This is a genomic window from Nocardia sp. NPDC002869 (genome assembly GCF_046764065.1).
GTDB lineage: Bacteria > Actinomycetota > Actinomycetes > Mycobacteriales > Mycobacteriaceae > Nocardia > Nocardia rhamnosiphila.
Genome location: NZ_JBKOOL010000101.1, coordinates 1 through 20,838 on the forward strand (window position 1 = coordinate 1; position 20,838 = coordinate 20,838).

14 protein-coding genes and 4 pseudogenes are annotated in these 20,838 nt (G+C 66.7%); 11 read left to right on the top strand and 7 right to left on the bottom strand.

Going from position 1 to position 20,838, the window contains the following annotated elements:
- Positions 1–133 precede the first annotated feature (133 nt).
- Positions 134–1,405: a phosphoribosylamine--glycine ligase gene (gene purD, locus ACLML9_RS18810; protein WP_411946752.1), complete on the bottom strand. Its 1,272-nt coding sequence runs from the start codon at positions 1,403–1,405 to the stop codon at positions 134–136.
- A gap of 188 nt (positions 1,406–1,593) precedes the next feature.
- Here purD and ACLML9_RS18815 point away from each other — a divergent pair, with 188 nt between their 5' ends.
- Together ACLML9_RS18815 and ACLML9_RS18820 are read left to right on the top strand one after the other, a co-directional pair.
- Positions 1,594–1,971 carry a PH domain-containing protein gene (locus ACLML9_RS18815; RefSeq protein WP_030522883.1) on the top strand — a complete coding sequence of 126 codons (378 nt, stop codon included), beginning with the start codon at positions 1,594–1,596 and terminating at the stop codon, positions 1,969–1,971.
- 36 nt (positions 1,972–2,007) lie between these two features.
- Positions 2,008–2,433: an HIT family protein gene (locus ACLML9_RS18820; protein ID WP_411946753.1), complete on the top strand. Its 426-nt coding sequence runs from the start codon at positions 2,008–2,010 to the stop codon at positions 2,431–2,433.
- Position 2,434: 1 nt separating this feature from the next.
- Here the strand turns inward: ACLML9_RS18820 and ACLML9_RS18825 are convergent, their stop codons facing one another.
- Positions 2,435–2,650 (bottom strand): hypothetical protein, encoded by a 216-nt coding sequence (locus ACLML9_RS18825; protein WP_411946754.1) that lies wholly within the window; start codon positions 2,648–2,650, stop codon positions 2,435–2,437.
- Positions 2,651–2,778: 128 nt separating this feature from the next.
- Between ACLML9_RS18825 and ACLML9_RS18830 the strand changes: the two are divergent.
- The 3 genes and pseudogenes from ACLML9_RS18830 to ACLML9_RS18840 form a co-directional block, all read left to right on the top strand.
- A pseudogene (locus ACLML9_RS18830) lies at positions 2,779–8,046 on the top strand (amino acid adenylation domain-containing protein); the annotation flags it as partial.
- Between the two features lie 651 nt (positions 8,047–8,697).
- Positions 8,698–10,479, top strand: a complete 1,782-nt coding sequence (locus tag ACLML9_RS18835; protein WP_411946755.1) for a hypothetical protein — start codon at positions 8,698–8,700, stop codon at positions 10,477–10,479.
- Positions 10,480–10,774: 295 nt separating this feature from the next.
- Complete coding sequence (locus tag ACLML9_RS18840) at positions 10,775–12,052, top strand: cytochrome P450 (RefSeq protein ID WP_411946756.1); 1,278 nt, start codon at positions 10,775–10,777, stop codon at positions 12,050–12,052.
- A gap of 194 nt (positions 12,053–12,246) precedes the next feature.
- On the opposite strand, the gene ACLML9_RS18845 is transcribed toward ACLML9_RS18840, so the two are convergent.
- From ACLML9_RS18845 to ACLML9_RS18855, 3 genes and pseudogenes are all read right to left on the bottom strand, one after another.
- Complete coding sequence (locus tag ACLML9_RS18845; RefSeq protein ID WP_411946757.1) at positions 12,247–12,798, bottom strand: dihydrofolate reductase family protein; 552 nt, start codon at positions 12,796–12,798, stop codon at positions 12,247–12,249.
- A 126-nt stretch (positions 12,799–12,924) separates the two neighbouring features.
- Entirely contained in the window at positions 12,925–13,074 is a 150-nt protein-coding gene (locus ACLML9_RS18850) for a hypothetical protein (RefSeq protein ID WP_411946758.1), read from the bottom strand.
- Positions 13,071–13,352 (bottom strand): annotated as a pseudogene (locus ACLML9_RS18855) (CGNR zinc finger domain-containing protein); the annotation flags it as partial. The gene ACLML9_RS18850 and the pseudogene ACLML9_RS18855, both read right to left, overlap by 4 nt.
- Between ACLML9_RS18855 and ACLML9_RS18860 the strand changes: the two are divergent.
- The 6 genes and pseudogenes from ACLML9_RS18860 to ACLML9_RS18885 all read left to right on the top strand — a co-directional run.
- Positions 13,347–13,691, top strand: a pseudogene (locus tag ACLML9_RS18860) (epoxide hydrolase); the annotation flags it as partial. The pseudogenes ACLML9_RS18855 and ACLML9_RS18860 sit on opposite strands and share 6 nt — an antisense overlap.
- Before the next feature lie 189 nt (positions 13,692–13,880).
- Complete coding sequence (locus ACLML9_RS18865; protein ID WP_411946759.1) at positions 13,881–14,237, top strand: hypothetical protein; 357 nt, start codon at positions 13,881–13,883, stop codon at positions 14,235–14,237.
- Positions 14,238–15,150: 913 nt separating this feature from the next.
- A complete protein-coding gene (locus tag ACLML9_RS18870; protein WP_411946760.1) occupies positions 15,151–15,303 on the top strand; it encodes a hypothetical protein in 153 nt (50 codons plus the stop codon).
- A 2-nt stretch (positions 15,304–15,305) separates the two neighbouring features.
- Positions 15,306–15,383: pseudogene (locus ACLML9_RS18875) on the top strand (recombinase family protein); the annotation flags it as partial.
- Positions 15,384–15,445: 62 nt separating this feature from the next.
- Entirely contained in the window at positions 15,446–15,586 is a 141-nt protein-coding gene (locus ACLML9_RS18880) for a hypothetical protein (RefSeq protein ID WP_411946764.1), read from the top strand.
- Positions 15,587–15,883: 297 nt separating this feature from the next.
- On the top strand, positions 15,884–17,332 hold the full coding sequence (locus ACLML9_RS18885) for a hypothetical protein (protein WP_411946761.1): 1,449 nt from the start codon (positions 15,884–15,886) through the stop codon (positions 17,330–17,332).
- Positions 17,333–18,156: 824 nt separating this feature from the next.
- Here the strand turns inward: ACLML9_RS18885 and ACLML9_RS18890 are convergent.
- Both ACLML9_RS18890 and ACLML9_RS18895 read right to left on the bottom strand, forming a co-directional pair.
- Entirely contained in the window at positions 18,157–20,547 is a 2,391-nt protein-coding gene (locus tag ACLML9_RS18890) for an ATP-binding cassette domain-containing protein (RefSeq protein ID WP_411946762.1), read from the bottom strand.
- 130 nt (positions 20,548–20,677) lie between these two features.
- Positions 20,678–20,838 (bottom strand): VOC family protein (locus tag ACLML9_RS18895; RefSeq protein ID WP_411946763.1); only part of this gene is annotated, 161 nt, incomplete at its 5' end.

The following is a 20,838-nucleotide window of genomic DNA, read 5'->3' on the forward strand; positions in this document are numbered from 1 at the left end:
CGCGGCCCCCAACTCCGCCCCCCAACGAACCGGAACCATCGAAACCGACTTCGCAGCCCCCTCTGCGGCGGGCCGGCTGGCCGGCCCCGGTGCGGGCGAGCGCACGCCGCGGCGCCGCCCGCACCGCCTGGTCTCAGAGAGAGATACGGTCCTCGAGAGCGGCCAGTCCGATATCGGAGCGGTAGTGGCTCCCGGTCAGTTTGATACCGGCCAAACGGTCGTAGGCGGCCTCGCGGGCCGCCGCCAGATCGACTCCGGTGCCGACGATACTGAGCACGCGCCCACCCGCGGAGACCAGCGCACCGTCCGCGCGCTGCGCCGTCCCGGCATGCAGCACCGTCGCCGCGTCGTCGGTCGCCGCGTCCCCGGCACCGCTGATCACATCGCCGGACCGCGGCCGGGCGGGATAGTTCTCCGCGGCCAGCACGACGGTGATCGCGGCGCCGTCGCGCCAGCGCGGCGCGGACGTCCCGGCCAGCGTGCCGGTCGCGGTGGCGTACAGCAGTTCGCCGAGCGGGCTGTCCAGCAGAGCGAGCACCGCCTGGGTCTCCGGGTCACCGAACCGGCAGTTGAACTCCACCACCGCGGGCCCGGCCGCGCCCATCGCCAGCCCCGCGTACAGCAGGCCGCTGAAAGCGGCTCCACGCCTGACCAATTCGGCGGCCACCGGAGCCACCACCTCGTCGACGATCTGCTCGACCGTCCCGTCGGGCAGCCACGGCAGCGGTGTGTAGGCGCCCATTCCACCGGTATTGGGCCCGGTATCGCCGTCACCCACCCGCTTGTGATCCTGCGCGGGCAGCAGCGGCACCACCGTCTCCCCGTCGACCAGGCAGAACAGCGAAACCTCCGGGCCGTCCAAAAACGATTCCAGCAGCACCGGATGCCCCAGCTCGAGCAGTTCGGCGGCATGTCCGCGGGCCACCAACCGGTCGGGTGTGACCACCACACCCTTACCCGCCGCGAGCCCGTCGTCCTTGACCACCCAGGTCGGGCCGAAACGGTCCAGCGCCGCATCCAATTCGGCGGGCGAGTCCACCACCTCGCTGTGCGCGGTACGCACTCCGGCCGCCGCCATCACGTCCTTGGCGAACGCCTTCGATCCCTCGATGCGGGCCGCCGCGGCCGACGGGCCGAAACAGACGATCCCGGCCGCGCGCACCGCGTCGGCCACGCCCAGGACCAGCGGCACCTCCGGACCGATCACCACCAGATCCGCGGCCACCTCCCGGGCCAGCGCGGCCACCGATTCCCCGGAACTCGGGTCCACCGGCCGCACCTGCGCGTGCTGGGCGATACCGGCGTTACCCGGCGCGGCGACGATCGCGCTCACCGCCGGATCACGGCGCAGCGCAAGGACGAGGGCGTGTTCACGGGCTCCGGAACCGATGACGAGTACTCGCACCCGGACAGCTTATAGGTGCCCTATCGATGCTCGGCGGGGCAGGTTCACCGCCGGTCCCCGCCCTGTACCAGCGACTTCACCCCGCCTCCGACTGTCCGTGGATGATGGAGGAAACACCTTGAACGGGTGGACAACCCGCGTGCCGGGGCCCAGCGATCCCGGTGCGCGTATACGGGAGGACGTGCGCAATGGGTCTGATGGACGGAATCATGGGGAACGCCGGACAGGTGGAGCCGGCCCGGGCCCAGCAGGAATACCAACGGCTACTCGGCAACGGCGAACAGGTCTACTCCGCCTACATCCTGGTCCGCGACGCCATGCTCTTCACCAACCGGCGACTCATCCTCATCGACAAACAGGGACTGTCCGGCCGGAAGGTGAGTTACCACAGCATCCCCTACCGCTCGATCACCCATTTCGCGGTGGAAACAGCGGGCACCTTCGATCTCGACGCGGAGCTGGTGCTGTGGATCTCGGGCACCGACACGCCGCTGCAGAAGAAGTTCAACCGCCAGGTCGACATCTACGAGGTACAGGGAATTCTGTCGCACTTCGTCGGAGCGTAAGTGTGTTCTTCGGCGCGGCAACACTAGTCTCGCCCCATGGCATCTGTTTTCAGTGCGATCATCGCCGGTGACCTGCCGGGCCGGTTCGTATGGGAGGACGACGAATTCGTCGGGTTCCTCACCATCGCGCCGGTGACGCCGGGACACACCCTCGTGGTGCCCCGCAAAGAGATCGATCAGTGGCAGGACATCGAACCCGAGGTCTTCGCGCGCCTGAACGGGGTCGCGCAGAAAATCGGGCAGGCCGTGCGCGCGGCCTGGGACGCGCCGCGGGCGGGTCTGCTGATCGCGGGACTCGAGGTCCCGCATCTGCATGTACACGTGTTCCCGGCGTTCACCATGGGGAATTTCGATATCTCCGGTGCCGATCCGAACCCGGCGCCGGAGTCCCTCGACGACGCGCAGGCACGGATCAAGCAGGCGCTGCGTGAACTCGGCCACGGCGCGAACGTTCCCGCCTGAGTCAGCTCCGGTTCCCGCTGTCGCCCGCGGCGGCGGGACCGGCCGGTTCCGGCCGGTGGCGCGGTAGCCGGACCGTGAAGGAGCCCGAGTCGTCCTCGACCCGCGCGTAGTACAGCACGGGCGGCCGCTCCCGCCCCGGCCCCCCCGGCAGCGGTAACGGTGGCCGGCTACCGGCCCGCGCCCAGGTCTGCGCCTGCTCCCGCAGGTGCTGATCCACCCGATCGTCTCGTCGTCGACGACCAGTACCCGCGCCTCAGGTACTCCGCCCTGCGCCCCACTCATGCCACCCATACTGACCCACGGCGCCGGCATCCCCCTGCGCACTCGCTGTGAACAAGCTGTGTTCCACTGCGCGCCACCGACACCGCCTACATCATCTTCACCTCCGGCTCCACCGGTGTACCCAAGGGCGTCGCCGTCGAGCACCGCGCCATCGCCGACTTCCTCGCCGCCCAGCACGCCGCCCACCGCACCGGCCACACCTCCCGCATACTGCATTTCGCCTCCCCGTCCTTCGACGCCTCCCTGCTGGAGATCATGCTCGCGACCGGCGGCGCCTCCACCCTCGTGCTGGCCCCGGCCGGAATGTACGGCGGTAGCGAACTCGCCGACCTGCTGCGCACCCAGCACGTCACCCACGCCTTCGTGACACCCGTCGCGCTGGCCTCCGTCGACCCCACCGGACTCGACGATCTGCAGGTCGTCATGTCCGGAGGCGAGGAAGTGCCCTCGGATCTGGTGAACCGGTGGGCGGGTACCGACCGCGGCGGCACCCGCGAATTCCGGGTGCTGTACGGGCCGACCGAAACCTCGGTCGTGGCCACCGCCGCCCCCCACATGCTCCCCGGCGACCGGGTCCGGATCGGCGCCCCGCGCGCGGGTATGCGAGCCCTCGTCCTGGACTCCCGGCTGCAACCGGTACCGGTCGGCGTACCCGCGGAGCTGTACCTGGCCGGTCCCGGCCTGGCCCGCGGCTACCTGAACAGGACCGCGACCAGCGCCGCCCGGTTCGTCGCCTGCCCCTACGGCGAACCCGGGCAACGCATGTACCGCACCGGTGATGTCGTCCGCTGGAACGCCGACCACGACCTCGAATTCGTCGGCCGCAACGACTTCCAGATCAAGGTCCGCGGCTTCCGGGTGGAACTCGGCGAAATCGACGCCGTCCTCGGCTCCCGCGAGGACGTCTCGTTCGCGATCACCGTGCCACGCCGCGACGGCGGGGGACCCGTACTGCTGGTGTCGTATGTGGTGCCCGCGCCGGGCGCGACTATCGCCGGCGAAGAACTGGTCGCCGCGGCCGCCGCGGCACTGCCGTCCTACATGGTGCCCGCCGCGGTGATGGTGCTCGACGCGATACCGCTGTCACCGAACGGGAAACTCGACCGCAAGGCCCTCCCGGCGCCGGTCCTGCAGGCCAGGCAGTTCCGGGCGCCGTCCTCACCGGTCGAAGAGATCGTGGCCGGGGTGTACGCCGAAGTACTCGGCACCGACGGCCCGGTCGGCGCCGACGACGACTTCTTCGAACTGGGCGGCAACAGCCTGATCGCCACCCGCGTCGCCGCCCGCATCGGCGCCGCGCTCGACGCGTCCGTGCCCGTCGCGATGATCTTCGAAGCACCCACCGTCGCGAAACTCGCCGCCCGCGCCGAATCGCACGCCGACACCGGCCGTATCGCGCTCACCGCCCAACCCCGCCCCGACCACGTCCCGCTGTCCTACGCACAGCAGCGGATGTGGTTCCTGAACCGGTTCGAACCCGACTCCGCCGCCTACAGCATCCCGATCGTCATCCGCCTCACCGGGCAGCTCGACATCGACGCCCTGCACGCCGCCGTCGACGACGTCATGACCCGTCACGAAGTACTGCGGACCGTCTACCCGCACCACGACGGCGAACCCGCGCAGGTCGTATTGCCCGCCGCCGACGCCGTACCCCCCATGGCCGTCGCCCCCGTCGACCGATCCGAACTGGTGGACCGGCTCTCCACCTTCGTGTCCACGGTGTTCGACCTCACCACCGAGGTCCCGTTCCGGGTACGGCTGTACGAGCTCGACCACGACGAGTGGATCCTGGCCGTGGTGCTGCACCACATCTCCGGCGACGGATCATCACTGGGCCCGCTCGCCCGCGACATGATGGCCGCCTACTCGGCCCGCCTGCACCACGAACCCCCCGCCTGGCCGCCGCTGGCCGTGCAGTACGCCGACTACGCGATCTGGCAGCACACCGTCCTGGGCACCGAGCACGACACCGATTCGCTGCTGCGCGCCCAGATCGACTACTGGACCGGGCAGCTCGCCGACCTGCCCGCCCTGCTGGAACTACCCACCGACCGGCCGCGCCCGCCCGCCCCGACCTACGCGGGCGCCAATATGCCGATCGAACTCGACGCCGAACTGCACGCGAAACTGGAACAAGTCGCCCGAGCCCACAACACCACCCTGTTCATGGTCTTCCACGCGGCCCTCGCCGCCACCCTGGCCCGGCTCGCGCACACCGACGATATCGCCATCGGCACCCCGTACGCGGGCCGCGGCGAACCCGAACTCGACGACCTCGTCGGCATGTTCGTCAACACCCTCGTCCTGCGCACCCGGCTCACCGCGGGAATGACCTTCACCCAACTGCTCGAACACGTACGCGGCACCGACCTGGCCGCATTCGGGCACGCCGACGTCCCGTTCGAACGGCTCGTCCAGGAACTCAACCCGGTACGCACCCCCGCGCACCACCCGCTGTTCCAGGTGATGCTGGCCTTCCAGAACCTCACCACCACCGACTTCGAACTACCGGGACTGTCGGTCTCGGCCGTCGAAGCCGACACCGGAACCTCCCTGTTCGATCTGCAGGTCACCGTCTCCGACACCTATGACGCCGCCGGCACGCCGACCGGTATCAGCGGCGGACTCACCTACGCCACCGACCTGTTCGACAAAGCGACCGCCACCGGCATCGTCGACCGCCTGCTGCGGCTACTCGACGCGATGGCCACCGATCCCACCCAGCCCGTCCACGACGTAGACCTGCTCGACCCCACCGAACGCGACGCCGAACTGATCTGGTGCAACACCACCGCCTACCACCTCAGAGCGGACGAAACACTCGCCTCCGCGTTCACCGACTCGGTGCGCAGACACGCCCACCTGCCCGCGGTCACCACGGCGGACGAGACACTCACCTATGCGCAGTTCGCGTCCCGCGTCAACCGCCTCGCCCGGCTGCTGATCACGCGTGGCGTCGGCCCCGAAACGCTGGTCGCGCTGCGGATGCCGCGCTCGCTGGATCAGGTCACCGCGATGCACGCGGTGCACGCAGCCGGCGGCGGATACGTCCCGGTCGACCCGGACCACCCGGCCGAACGTATCGACTACATGCTGGCCACCGCGAACCCCGTCGTCGTACTGACCACCCTCGACGGGCTCGACCTCTCCGGCTTCGACGACGGGCCCGTCACCGACCGCGAACGCCGCACGCCGCTGCGACCGGAGAACATCGCCTACGTTCTGTTCACCTCCGGCTCCACCGGACGACCCAAAGGCGTAGCCGTCTCGCACCGCGCGGTGCTCAACCAACTGCACTGGATGATCGGAGCCCACTCCCTGAAACCGGAGGATGTGGTGCTGCAGAAGACCCCCGCCACCTTCGACGTCTCGGTGTGGGAACTGTTCGCCACCCTGATGGCCGGGGCGCGGATGATCATCGCGCAACCGTACGGGCACACCGATCCCGCCTACCTCGCCGACACCATCGACGCCCACCGGGTCACCCTCACCTCCTTCGTGCCTTCCATGCTGGCGGCGTTCGCCGACACGGCCCCCGCCCGATCACTGACCTCGCTGCGGGCGCTGCTCGTGGGTGGTGAGGCATTCGGCCAGGACGTCGTGTCCGCGGCCCGCCGGGTGATGCCCGGCACCGAACTGCACAACGTGTACGGGCCGACCGAATTCACCCTGCACGCCACCGAACACCTGGTCACCGACGCCGACCACGGCAACATTCCCATGGGCACGCCGGTCTGGAACGTCCGCGCCTACGTCCTGGACAGCCGGCTGCAACCCGCACCGCCCGGAGTGGCCGGGGACCTGTACCTGGCCGGTGACCAGGTCGCCCGCGGCTACCAGGATCGTCCGGGACTCACTGCGGAACGGTTCGTCGCCGACCCCTTCACCGCGGGCGAACGGCTCTACCGCACCGGCGACCTGGCGCGCCGCCTCCCCAACGGCGAACTGGAATATCTCGGCCGCACCGACTCCCAGGTGAAACTGCGCGGCCTGCGTATCGAACTCGGCGAGATCGAGGCGGTACTGGCCGAACACGACAGCGTCGCCCGCGCCATCGTGGCGGTGCATACCGCCGCCGCCGGGGACCAGCTCGTCGCCTACCTCGTCCCCGCGAACGGCGTCACCCTCGACACCGCCGTGGTCCTCGCCCACGCCGCCACCGAACTGCCCGGCTACATGGTGCCCGGCACGGTCATGGTGCTCGACACCGTGCCTTACACGGCCTCGGGCAAACTCGACCGCGCGCGCCTGCCCGAACCGGAGTTCGCGGTCGGTGAGTACCGGGAACCGGCGTCCTGGCTGGAAAGCGAAGTGGCCCGCGCCTACGGGCACGTACTCGGTGTGGACCGCGTCGGGGCGGACGACGATTTCTACGCCCTCGGTGGTAACTCGCTACGGTCGGTGCAAGTGGTCAGCGAGCTGAAGAAGGAACTCGACTACGACGTTCCGGTCGGCTGGATCCTGTCCGATCCGAGGCCGGCCGATCTGGCCAAACGTATCGAATCGGGGATGCGCTCCGGCCACGCCCCCGCCGATGCGGCCGCCACCTTCGGTTTCGATGTCCTGTTGCCGATCCGGGCCGACGGTGACCGGCCACCACTGTTCTGTGTCCATCCCGCCTCGGGTCTGGCCTGGAGCTACCGCCCGTTCGCCGAGTACCTGGCGCCCGGCCGGCCGATCTACGGCATCCAGGCACCCCAGATCGGCGGCGAACTCCCCGGGCCGGCCACCATCGAGGACACCGCCCGCCGGTACTTCGCGGAGATCCGGACCGTCCAGCCGCACGGGCCCTACCATCTGCTCGGCTGGTCGCTGGGCGGTCAGATCGCGCACGCGATCGCCGTCGAGATGCGAGCGGCGGGGGAGCAGGTCGCCCTGCTGGCCCTGCTGGACGCCGAAGCCGCCAACATTGATCCCGCAGAGGTCGTCACGGTCACCGCCGGCGAACTGATCAGCAACCTCGGCCCGGTCCTGGGCATCGATTTCGTGGACCAGGACGCGACCCCGCAGGAGGCGGCCGACCTCATCAGGCGGCACCTCGGCGAGGGCTTCCCGGTCGATGCCGACATGATCCAGCGGATGACCGACGCCTACAACCAGTCCATGCGGGCAGCGAGTATCTGGCGGCCACAGGTTCTCGACGCCGACCTGCTGTATTTCACGGCGACGGTGGACCGCCGTCCCGATGCCGCCGGCTGGGCCGGGTGGGCGCCGGTCGTCGGCGGGCGGATCTCGAATATCGATATCGAGGCGGCTCACCTGGCCATGACCGATCCGGCGGCGGTCGAGGAGATCGCCCGAATCCTCGACGAACGGCTCGATCGGTGAATCCGTAGACAATACCGACCGTTACGTAGGGTAATTTTCCTGGCGAATTTACAGCCAGGCGAAAGGCGCTGCCGCCTCTCGATACGTCCAGGTCAGCCGGTAATCCCCAGAACGCCAGGTCATCGGCCTAGACCAATGATTGTGATTCTTCCCCATGAGACCGAAGAACGATTGTGGCACAATCCTTTCCGTGTCCCGAACGGTCAACGGCAACTCTGCGGCAACGATGGTGCCGCACGCTGAAGCGACCGCAAAATCGGCCCGGCGGAGCACCCACGCCACCGCCCGGCCGAGCCCGGCGGACCGCCCGTCCCATCGGCGGTTCCATCCGGGTGATGGGCCACCCCCGAGGGAACGGCCGCGGCCGGAACCCTTTCCCCGATCCCGGCCACGCATCGGGGTACCGCACGCCCACCCCGGCGCGCGGTACGCGACTCCCATCGGCCGGGCCGCGGTAAGAAGCCCCACGTGAAGGTGTGTGGCGCGACGAGTTCTTGACAGGTGATCGTCCGGCCCATCGCTTCGGCCCCGGCGGTACCCGCACGAAAACGCGGCGACCGCCCTGCGCCGGTGCCCGGTAGCGATGGCCCAGTATGCCCAACGGTGAACGAGTGACCGCTGGGACCGGAAATTAGTTAGTAGGAGGCGGTTATGGCTACCGACGCGTACGTGGAACAGACTTCGCTGGCCGATATCATTCGGCACGGCAGTCCGGAGTTCCATCAGCAGCTGCAGAAGATCCTGATCAACCCGGACTACGACGTCACGGAGCAGCAGAGTCAGGAGCAGCGGCGTCTCAACGCCTACGACCAGTTGGGCGACCTCGTCAGGCAGATCGGCACCCGAGCCGTCGCCACCGACCTCCCCAAACTGTTCGCCGTGTTCGACCAGTGCGCGGTATTGGCGACGGACCTGATCCCACTCATCTCCGGCCACTACAACCTGGCCTCGGGCAGCCTGGCCACCCTCACCGACTCCGACTCCGCCACGCCCTACCTCCTCGACCTCGACGACGCGTCCAGCGTCGGAGTCATGCTGCTCACCGAATACGAGTGCGGCTCCAACATCCAGTTCATGCGGACCACCGCCACCTGGGACGGCGACGGGTTCGTGCTCAACACCCCGGACCCGAGAGCACGCAAATTCATGCCCAGCGTCGGGATCGAAGTGGCCCGGGTCTGCGTCATCGGCGCACGGTTCATCGACGCCGCCGGCGTCGACCAGGGCGTGCACCTGTTCACCGCACGCCTGCGCGGCGCCGACGGCGCACCCGCCCCCGGAGTGACCATCACCCAGCTCGACCACCAGCCACTGGTGATCATGGACAACTCCGTCATCAGCTTCGACAACCTCCGGGTCGAACGCGACGCCTGGCTCAGCAACGACCTCGCCACCATCGACGACGACGGCGTACTCACCTGGCGCGACGAGGCCAGCCGCAAACGCGCATTCGCCTCGGCGATCAGCCAGCTCACCGTCGGACGCCTGGCACTGTCCTCCTGCCTGAACGCCGAAGCCCGCGCATCGCTCTACATCGCCCTGAACTACGCGAGCAGGCGAGTGGTTCCGATGACACCGACCGACAAGCCGTACATGCTCGACATCCCCCATGTGCGTGACACACTGCTCACCGACCTGGCCGGCACCGTCGCCCGCACCCTCTACGGCAACTCCGTGAAAACCTTGCTCGCGGGCAGCGATCTCACCGCCCGCGACACCGTCGTGTCGGTCATGCTGGCCAAGGACTTCATCCAACGGCACGCACTGCAGACGGTCACCGACTGCCGCGTGAAAATGGCCGCCCAGGGCATGTTCAGCGCCAACCGGGTCGCCAGCTACCTCGGTGTCTGTCACGCCGCCATGACCGGCGAAGGTGACGTCTCCGTCATGGGCTCGGTCGCCGGTCGCGTACTGGCCAAACAATTCACCGGCTCCCAGCCGCCCGAACCCGTCCTCCACGACCCCGCCGACCCGGCAGACCGCGCACGCCTGTTCCACGCCCGGACACTCACCATCGCCCAGGAAGCACAACCGCACCTGAGCAACCCGGCACTCGAAGCTCGGCTGGAGATCATCCCGGACGCCTTGGAACTCGCGGAAGCCTACTGCGTCGAACAGGCTTTGCGAGTCCTCGACGAACACGCCGATCACCCCGAGATCGCCGCCGTCCGTGACGTCTTCGCGCTCGACCAGATCGACAAGCACGCGGCGTGGTACCTCACCCACGGACTACTCGACGTGGCCGCCGTGAAGGCGGTCAAACAGCAACTGCGCAGCGGACTGCTCTACGAGGCCATCGACACCCTCGCCGACAACCTCCCCGCCCTGCTGGCCGCTTTCGAATTCGACGACGAGATGCTCGGCGCTCCGGTGCTGTCCGACGACCTGGCCGCCGCCTGGGACTCGCGCTGCCGCGATCGGCCCCGTCGCTGATCCTCCGATACGCACGCGGGCAGGGCACCTCGGCGGGGTGCCCTGCCCGCGGCGTTCGTCACACCCCGCACGACTCCAACTATGTGGTGAATGCGACGGTGTCCGAAGCGCGGCCGGAGCGGTCATTCGGGCGAATATGGGCGATATCGACCGATACCCCGACCGCGAAATGTGTTCGGATTACCCGCAATAAGCCACAAATCCGTTGGCGGAGAACAACATAGCCACCTGGCAGCCCTCACCCGGCTCTCGCCTCGGTTAGTATTCCTCCGCAAACCGATATCAAGGAGATTACGTGTATCCGCAGTACACCCGCCAGGGTGCTGTCACCGGCTCACCGCTCGCGGACGGTACTCGAACCCCGATCTACAGCATCGAGAACGGCCCCCGGGTCCCGATCTACAGCGAAGAGTTCGCCGCCGATCCCCACCGGGCCTACCGTCAGATGCGCGAAGCGTATGGCGCGCTGGTTCCGGTCGAGATGTGGCCCGGAGTGCCCGCCACCCTGGTCATCAACTACGACACCGCCAAGGGCATACTCAGCGACGGCGACCGCTTTCCCGCCGATCCGAGCATCTGGCAGCGAGAGATTCCCGACGACTGCCCGATCAAGCCGATGGTCGAATACCGGCCCAACGCAATCCGCACCAGCGGTGAACAGCACCGGCGGCTCCGCAGAAACGTGGTCGAAGCACTGGAGCAGGGAATCGACCTGAACACGGTGCGCCCCATGGTGGAGCGATCCGCCTTCCCGCTCATCAACACCTTCTGCGAGACCGGCCGCGCCGACGTGCTGAACCAGTACGCCCTTCCGCTGGTCTTCTCGGTCCTGTGCCAGGTCCTCGGCTGTCCCGAAGACATCGGCCAGCGGGTCGCCGCGGCCAGCGCCCAGATGTTCGACAGTGTCGACACCGAGCAGGTCAACATGGCCTTCGGTCAGGCCCTGCTCGAACTGACACTCCTCAAGCGCGTGCACCCGGGCGACGACGTCACCACCAAGATGATCCAGGACCCGGCCGGGCTGTCCGACGAGGAAGTGGTGAACCAACTGGTCCTGTTGTTCGCCGCCGGAGTCGAGCCACCCGTCAACCTGATCGCCAACACCCTGGTGCTGATGCTCACCGACGAGCGGTACACCAGCTACGACGGGGACGGTCACCTGACGACGAAGACCGCACTGGAGGAGCGGCTGGCCACCGACCCCCCGATGGCGAACTACTGCATCACCTACCCCCGCCAACCCATCTACGTCGAAGGCCAGTTCCTGCCCGCCAACCAGCCGGTGATCATCAGCATGGCCGCCTGCAATACCGACCCGCAGAAGAACACCGGCGAATTCATCGACAACGGATGGAACCTGGCGTGGAGCACCGGACCGCACGCCTGCCCCGCGCACGCCAGGCCGTTCTCGCTTATCCTGGCGCAGGAAATCATCGACCAACTGCTGGACGCCCTTCCGGAATTGCAGCTGGAAGTACCCCTGGAACGCCTCGTGTGGCGTCCCGGCCCCTTCCACCGCGCATTGACAGCGTTGCCGGTCGTATTTCCGCCTTCCCCTCCGCTGAGCGCCTGAAATCACCGCCCACATCGGAATACCGAAAAGGCGCGTCGCGGAATGGTGAATCGCATCGATAGCTGAAAGCCGAGGCGCGAGCGGTGCTGCGACCGGGAACCTCGGAACTAACCCGGAAACACTGCGCCCGCCCGCGCCCCGGCCGGCGGGGCAGGAAAGTATCGGGATCACCTTCGGCGATCGCCAAACGGCGCTCACTCGGCGAGGTAGCGGAGCATCACCACCCTGTCGAAGTGCCTCGTCTCGGCCAATCGGAGGTGGAGGCGCTGGGCCGGTGAGGGGAACATCGGTGTGCCGCCCCCGAGCACCACGGGCAACAGGAACAGCTGGTACTCGTCGATGAGCCCGTGCGGCATCAACGAGGCCGCGAGGCTCGCGCCACCGACCTCCATGACGCCCTCACCGCCGGCCTTCAGCCTGCGGACCTCCTCGACCGCGTTCTCGCCGACCAGAGTGCTGTTCCAGTGCACCTCGGTGAGCGTCCGGGAGAAGACGACCTTCGGCTTCGCGGTCCAGAGCGCGGCGAACTCACGCTCGATGCGTGGCGCGTCATCGGGCACGTGCGGCCAGTACTCGGCCATCAGCTCGTACAGCCTGCGGCCGTGCAGCGAGACCTCGACGTCGCGGAAGCGGTCGTTGTGGAACTGGTGCAGCTCATCGTCCGGGTCGGTCCAGTCGATACTGCCGTCGCGATCGTTGATGTAGCCGTCCAGGGACACGCTGAACCCGTAGATCAGTCTCCTCATAACCGGGTAGACCCGCTCGGCGCGCGAAACTCATCGGGGCAAGGCTTTCCGTGGTCATCGGGAGCCCGCCCGGTAGCTGCCGCGGCGCTGCGACCGTCAGGAAGGCCCCGACGAGCCACTGCTCGATCACCGCCACCACGTCGGAGAGTTGCCGTCCTCCTGCTGTCGCCGGAGGTCGAACAGAGCTTTACCGGGCGTGGTCCGGATCAGTCGCCGGACGAATATGCGGTGGACGAACGAGGCGGTGACACCGGCGAGCACACTGGTAACGATCACCCCGTTGATCTGGGACTCTTGCGCTGGTTGGATTTGAAGCGCGCCTTCTTCTGACGATTTCCGCACGTGTTCATGTCACACCATTTGCGGGTGCGGCTCTGGCTGGTATCGAAGAAGGCGGCCCGGCAGGTCGGCGAGACGCACAGGGCCAATTTTCCGTCTCGTTCGCCTGCGATGATGTCGACCGCGTCGGCGGCGATCACGCCCCGGGCATCCTCTACAGGGGAAGCCGAGCCGAGCCGCCATCGCCGAGTGCCCTCGGGCGTCAGGACAGCGGCACCGAAGACAGCCCGTTCGAGACGCTTTCCATAGACCGGGTTCTCGACGACGTCACCCGGTGTTGGCTGACGCGTACCGGTGCATCGGCGGCCCGCATCTACTACGAAAGCCACAACTCGCTGGATCCCGAACTCCGGGTCGACGTCCCGTCGGCAATCACGATGTATCCCCGCGACATCGAGAAGTGTCCGCGCCCTTGGGCGCAGGAGCGGTACCGGCGGATCGTCCGATGGAGGTCGCCCGAGACCGGGGGACATTTCCCGTCACTGGAGGTGCCCCAGTATTTTGTCGAGGACCTGCAGGAAGGCCTCGCGGCCGTGCTGGCCGCTGATCGGTGAACGCTACCGGGTTCCGGAACTCCGCGCCCCGCTGATCGACGTAGTGACCGACCGCATCGCTGTCCGCCCGCCGTGAAGCCGAGGTAGTACGCGGCGGACTACTGGCCCTGCATATTCGATTCGTGCATATTCGGCCGGATCAGAGTTGGCCGGCGTAGAGTTGGCAACTCGATGCGACAGGAGTTGACGATGTCCATTCGCGCCAGAACAGCGATAGTCCGGGCAGCTGCGATTGCTATGGCCGTGGGTGCCGGCACTTTCTTCGGCACGGTCGGTCAAGCATTCGCCGACGTCGAACCCGGCGCCTATACGTCCACGACGTGGTCGTCCGGAATCGTGCTCCTGCAACGCGGCGGGCGCGTCGAGGGCGGGGACCTGGTCTTGATAGGGCGTTACCCAATTCATTCGACGCCCGACGGTGGTTACGTGGACCTATTTCCCGGCCACCGAGTCGTGCTGATCAGCGACGGACATGGCGGGTACGAGGGCCCGGCGTATCTGGGTGGGGTGCTGATCGGCGCCATCACGCTGACGCCTCAACGCTGACCGATCGATCACCGATCTCTCATGTGGGATCGGGGTCGCGCTTCCTTGATTATCCGAGCCTGCGTACAGGGCTTTACTGGTAACCCTGCGGATTCGGCGTCGGCGGGACGCTGGAACCGATAAGTGGCTTCCCTCCGGAGCCCGAGTACCGACCAACTCCTGACGGTGGCGGCGTATATACAGATCAGATCGTTGGCGACGTCCGGCCTGGGACCAACAGTCGCAGAGTCGGCGCCGACGTGATCAGGGGAGGTAGGGCTGATTCATCTGATGCAATACGCAAGACTTTAGTTGACATAATGTAGATTATCGGCGTTCTGGTGAGCGGGGCTTCGCCGGCACAGCGACCGTTCGTCGATACCGTGGACAACCAGTGCGTTCCGCCGGCGGCGGCACCAAGGAGTGCGCGGAGTTCGACACCCGCGATGGCGTCATCATTTGCGATCACGCTTGCGGTTCCGTCTCATTGAGAAGGAAACCCCCACTCTCACAATTCGTCACATGACGCAATACGGGGCGGGCGGGGCCTCGCCACGCGAGAATGCCCGGAGGTCCCGACACGAGGCTGCCGACCGCCGCTCCACAAGCAGAACCGCAGCGACAGATCGTCGGCCCTTTGCGAATCATGCCGACGTCGAGCGGGTACACCTCCCCCTGCCATTACCAAGGGGACAGACCGAGTAAGCCCAAAAGGGGCAAACCACGACGAGTGGATCGAGGGCCGCCGCTACCTCGGCCTCGACGTCCTGACCCGCTCCCGCCACCCCAGCGACCCCACCGGGGAACAGGAGGACACCGAACCCGCAGCCCTGACCGCCTGACCACACAGGATCACGCGGCGATCACCCTGTTACACCACGCATTTGGACTTGACCAACCTGTGTGCGGCAACGGTTTCCGGTACGGTTTCGCCATGATTTCGGTGGATTATCACCCCGCCGGTCGTTGGGACCTCGGCTATGCGCGGGTCGGCTCGACCAAGCAGAGCCTCGATCGCCAACTGGCCGCGCTCGCCGAGGCCGGTATTGCGGAACCGCGGATATTATCGACAAGAAGACCGGGGTGACGGTGGACCGGCCCGGTCTGTCCGAGCTGTTGGCCTATGCGCGGCCTGGGGATCGGATCGTGGTGCATACCTTGGATCGGTTGGGTCGCAATCTGCGGGAGGTGCTGAACCTGATCCACGATCTGCGCGAGAGCGGGATCGGGTGCAGTCTTTGGCCGATCCGGTGCCGATCAACACCGCCGACGAGGGTATGGGCCGGCTGCACCGCTATCTCGGACCGGCCAAGACGGCGGTGGCCACCGACACCGCCGTCGGCGCAGATACCCGGCGTCGCGTTGAGTGATCGGCGGGTGGCTGCCCAGGATGCTCGGCTGAAGGCGGGTGGCGTGATCCCGCATCGTCCGTCGGAATTCGATGTGGTCGCACGGTGAGCGGCGGGTTCCCCGGCTGGTTCCTTAGAAATGTGGCCGGGAGACTGGTCCGGCGTGTCATCCCCGACGTCGCCGGTGCAGCGGAGAAGCCGATTCGGCAGACCGGGGAGCGTGCGGATCAGGCGAGGAAGGTGATATCCGGTCAGGAACAGGACGGACGGCGTCGGGTTGAGGAGTCTGGTTCCGGGGCGAGTGAGCGGCCGGGTCGTGTGGAGGCCATCGATCGCGGCGGGGCAACGGAGGTCGCGCCCGGTTCACTGCGGCAGCTCCCCACGCTCGAGGCGACAGTCGGCCAACTCGGCAGCAGGGTGGCACGGGAATCGGCCGTCGGAGGCGATGCTGCGTTGCAGGCGGTGTTCCCGGACCGCTTTCCTCGTCCCACCAATGTCGATCTCTTCGTGTCCCGGGGGGCTTTCGACCATTTACAGCAGCAACCCGAATGGTCGCGGGTGGGGGAATCGCTCGTGAACGGCGAGCTGAGGGTAAAAGTCGGCGGGCAAGGTACCTCCTACGGCGATTACGCCCCTCGTATGTGGCGAACCAGCGAAGGTCCGGAGGGCATACAGGTCATCGGGCTGCCGGACCTGACTGTCGGCTTGCACAAAGCTGGCACCCCCGAGGATTTGGCGAAGTTCCTTCGTGTCCGAGAAACAATTCTCGACCCGAGCCGACCGCCACTACCAGATAATGTGATAAGGCACGAGTTGGATCTCGTGCGTTCGCACCTGCCCGATCATGTTCTCAATCACCCCGACGCACCCGCTGCCACCAGGCTCGCCGGCAATGCGTTGCACGGCACGAATGCGCTGTACGGTCACGGTGATATCGGTCATATTCTCCCGCATTTCGGGGAGAAGGAACTGGTCGAGAACGGCGGCGCGTTTTCGGGCTACCACAACGGTGCCTATCTGCCGAAGGATATGCAGAGCCTGCAGCAACATGCGGAGTTGAAGGGATTCCCCGCCGCCGACCGCGCGTTGGCGATGGCCGCCGACAACTACAGCGACCTCAACTTCGGTGACGGTCGTGGCCTCGACGAACTCCGATCTGCGAAGCTGTTCCGCTCACACGCGGAAATGCTCGACTACCTACCCGCTCAGACCGACCGGGGAGCGGAAGCAATACTCGGCACCAAATTCGATGAGTCGAAAAGAATACAACCTGGCATAGGACACGAAGACCCGGTCGCGCGGGGCGTCATCGGTGTCGACCTGCAAAACACATCCGATTCCGAAGGGTACTTGCGTGCCGTGCATTTGGGTCCGGAAAATCTTACCTCCGCCCGTGTCTCCGATGAACGACCCCTCGGCAGGACGGTCAGCGAGCACGGATTGAAGATACACACTGTCGAGGACACGATGGAGGTGATGCAAGAATATCGAGACTACCGACCGACCGTGAATGGAGCACCCGCGGCCCGGACACTCGGTGAGGCGATGATCAACCATGTCGAGAATCAGGTCCCATTCCTGGATCCGAAGACACCGATCGGCCAAGGCCCCGCAGACTGGAGTCTGCGTCGTCCGGAAGTGCAACAAGAACACTCGGACCAGGCCGCGAGAGCCGCTCGGTCACTACGGGAAGGACAGACTTTCCCCGACTTCTACCAGGAAGCCAAGAATCATACCGAGAAGGTACGAGAAAGATACGGACTGTAGCCACCGAGCCCGGCGAAGCGTCAGCCGCCCGCTTGGTTCAACTCGTGGTCAACGGGCCCCTGGCTGATGAACGTTCCGGTCAGCGACGTCCTCTCCCCTACTAGATCGGATTGCCCGCAGGCAGCGCCTCTCTTATATGAAGCCTCTTCCTTGTTCTTTTGCCTGTGGTGAGCGATTATGTTTGGTTAGACATAATCGGATGCGCATATCGCCGTATGGGCATTGTTAATCTTGGCGCGTCCCGTAACCCGGCCAGCGGGACACGCTGTTGGCCGGTTGCCGTCCTCTCGGGCGCTACGCCATATCCGCACGATCTTCGGCAATTACTACCTGGAGCCCTCAAAGCCTTCCGGTGCTCAGGGGGTAACCGCCGGCCGCCCCGCTCCCGGCGACCCAGGCGGTGCTCCACTCCCCTGTTCTCCCCACACCCGAGCCGGAAACACAGCGGCCGCGTACCCGGTTCGGGCGTGAGAGGGAATCAGGCTCGGGACGGACTGGGCTCATGTCAGCGACGACCTCCCGGAGGCGAGCTATGCGCAGACGTCGGCTGGTAGTTCTCTGTGTCTCCGTGGTGACCGCCGCGGGACTCGTATCGGGGTGTGGAGACCGGGAACCGACACCGGTGCCGGGGGCGGCAGCGCCCTCGACCTCGCCATCGGATCCGCGGCCCGATCAGGCAGCCGGAGTCGCCATCCCGGGTGGACGCGTCGAGCATATTCTGGGCACCCTCGAATATCGCGCCGAGGAATTGATGCGGGACACCGATATCCCGGGGATGGCGGTCGCCGTGGTCCACAACGGCGAGGTGGTGTTCCAGAAGGGGTTCAGGCGCCGACGTAGGCGGCGAGGTGTTCACCGGTGAGGGTGGAGCGAGCGGCGACCAGATCGGCTGGGGTGCCTTCGAAGACGATGCGGCCGCCGTCGTGTCCGGCGCCGGGACCGAGGTCGATGATCCAGTCGGCGTGGGCCATCACGGCCTGGTGGTGTTCGATGACGATGACCGATTTACCGGAGTCGACGAGCCGGTCGAGCAGTCCGAGGAGCTGTTCGACATCGGCGAGGTGCAGGCCGGTGGTGGGTTCGTCGAGGATGTAGATTCCGCCCTTCTCGGCCATCCGGGTGGCGAGTTTGATGCGCTGGCGTTCACCGCCGGAGAGTGTGGTGAGTTGCTGGCCGAGGCGCAGGTAACCGAGCCCGACATCGGCGAGCCGGTCGAGGATTTTGTGGGCGGCGGGGAGGCGGGCGTCGCCGGAACCGAAGAACTCTTCGGCTTCGGCCACCGACATATCGAGTACTTCGGCGATATTGCGGCCGCCGAGGGTGTATTCGAGTACCGCGGCCTGGAAGCGTTTTCCTTCGCATTCCTCGCAGGTGGATTCGACCGTGGCCATGACGCCGAGGTCGGTGTAGATCACGCCGGCGCCGTTGCAGGTGGGGCAGGCGCCTTCGGAGTTGGAGCTGAACAGGGCGGGTTTGACGCCGTTGGCTTTCGCGAAGGCTTTGCGGATGGGGTCGAGGAGTCCGGTGTAGGTGGCCGGGTTGCTGCGGCGGGAGCCGCGGATGGCGCCCTGGTCGATGGTGACGACGCCGTCGCGTCCGGAAACCGAGCCGGTGATCAGGGAACTCTTGCCGGAGCCGGCGACGCCGGTGACGACGACGAGGGCGCCGAGCGGGATATCGACGTCGACGTTGCGCAGGTTGTGGGAGTCGGCGCCGCGGACTTCGAGGGCGCCCGACGGGGTGCGCACGGTTTTCTTGAGGGCGGCGCGGTCGTCGAGGTGGCGTCCGGTGAGGGTGTCGCTGGCGCGGAGTCCGTCGACGGTGCCCTCGAAGACGATCTGGCCGCCGTCGCTGCCGGCACGGGGGCCGATATCGACGATGTGGTCGGCGATTTCGATGGCTTCGGGTTTGTGTTCGACGACGAGGACGGTGTTGCCTTTGTCGCGAAGCTGGCGCAGCAGGTCGTTCATCCGCTGGATATCGTGCGGGTGCAGGCCGATGGTGGGTTCGTCGAAGACGTAGGTGACGTCGGTGAGCGAGGAGCCGAGGTGGCGGATCATTTTGGTGCGTTGGGCCTCTCCCCCGGACAGAGTGCCGGAGGGGCGCTCCAGGGAGAGGTAGCCCAGCCCGATATCGGTGAACGAGTCGAGCAGATGCTGCAGGCCGTTGACGAGCGGGGCGACCGAGGGTTCGTCGAGTTCGCGGACCCAGTCGGCGAGGTCGCTGATCTGCATGGCGCACAGGTCGGCGATGTTCTTGCCGTTGATCTTGGAGGCCAGGGCTTCCTTGGTGAGGCGGGTGCCGCCGCATTCGGGGCAGGTGGTGAAGGTGACGGCGCGTTCCACGAAGGCCCGGATGTGGGGTTGCATGGCGTCGACGTCCTTGGACAGGAAGGATTTCTGGATGCGCGGGATGAGGCCTTCGTAGGTGACGTTGATGCCTTCGACCTTGATCCTGGTGGGCTCTTTGTAGAGCAGGTCGTGCAGTTGTTTCTTGGTGTACTTCTTGATCGGCTTGTCCGGGTCGAAGTAGCCGCAGCCGCGGAAGATGCGGCCGTACCAGCCGTCCATGCTGTAGCCGGGGATGGTGAGGGCGCCTTCGTTGAGGGAGAGGCTGTCGTCGTAGAGCGCGGTGAGGTCGAAGTCGGTGACCGAGCCCATGCCTTCGCAGCGGGGACACATACCGCCGAGGCGGCTGAAGGTCGCTTTCTCGGCGACCGTTTTGGCGCCGCGCTGAACGGTGATGGCGCCGCTGGCGGTCACCGACGGCATATTGAAGGAGTAGGCGTTGGGTGAACCGATATGCGGGTCGCCGAGCCGGCTGAACAAGATGCGCAGCATGGCGTTGGCGTCGGTGGCGGTGCCGACGGTGGAACGGGGGTTGGAGCCCATGCGTTCCTGGTCGACGATGATTGCGGTGGTGAGGCCTTCGAGCAGGTCGACGTCGGGCCGGGACAGGGTGGGCATGAAACCTTGGACGAAGGCGCTGTAGGTTTCGTTGATCATCCGCTGGGATTCGGCGGCGATGGTGGCGAAGACCAGGGAGCTCTTGCCGGAACCGGAGACGCCGGTGAACACGGTGAGCCGCCGTTTCGGGATCTCCACGCTGACGTCTTTGAGATTGTTCACGCGCGCGCCCTGCACCCGGATGAGGTCGTGGCTGTCGGCGGCGTGTGTCGCGGACGCGCGGGTGCCGGTCTTCGTGGCGGTGCTCATCTGTCTCCCTCTGCGGTGGTCGCGGTTCGTCGACATCGGCCGGCTCGGCTCGAGCGGTCGGGTGTTGCCGGACCGGCCCGTCCGGTGGGACGGGCCGGTATGCGTGCCGGATCGGTGGGTGGACCTCCGGTCAGCGCAGTTGCTGGATGCGGATCATATTGCCCGCGGGATCGCGGACGGCACAGTCGCGGATGCCGTACGGCTGTTCGGTGGGTTCCTGGACCACTTCCACATCACCGGCCTGGAGGCGTTCGAAGGTGCCGTCGAGGTCTTCGGTGGCGAGGTTGATTC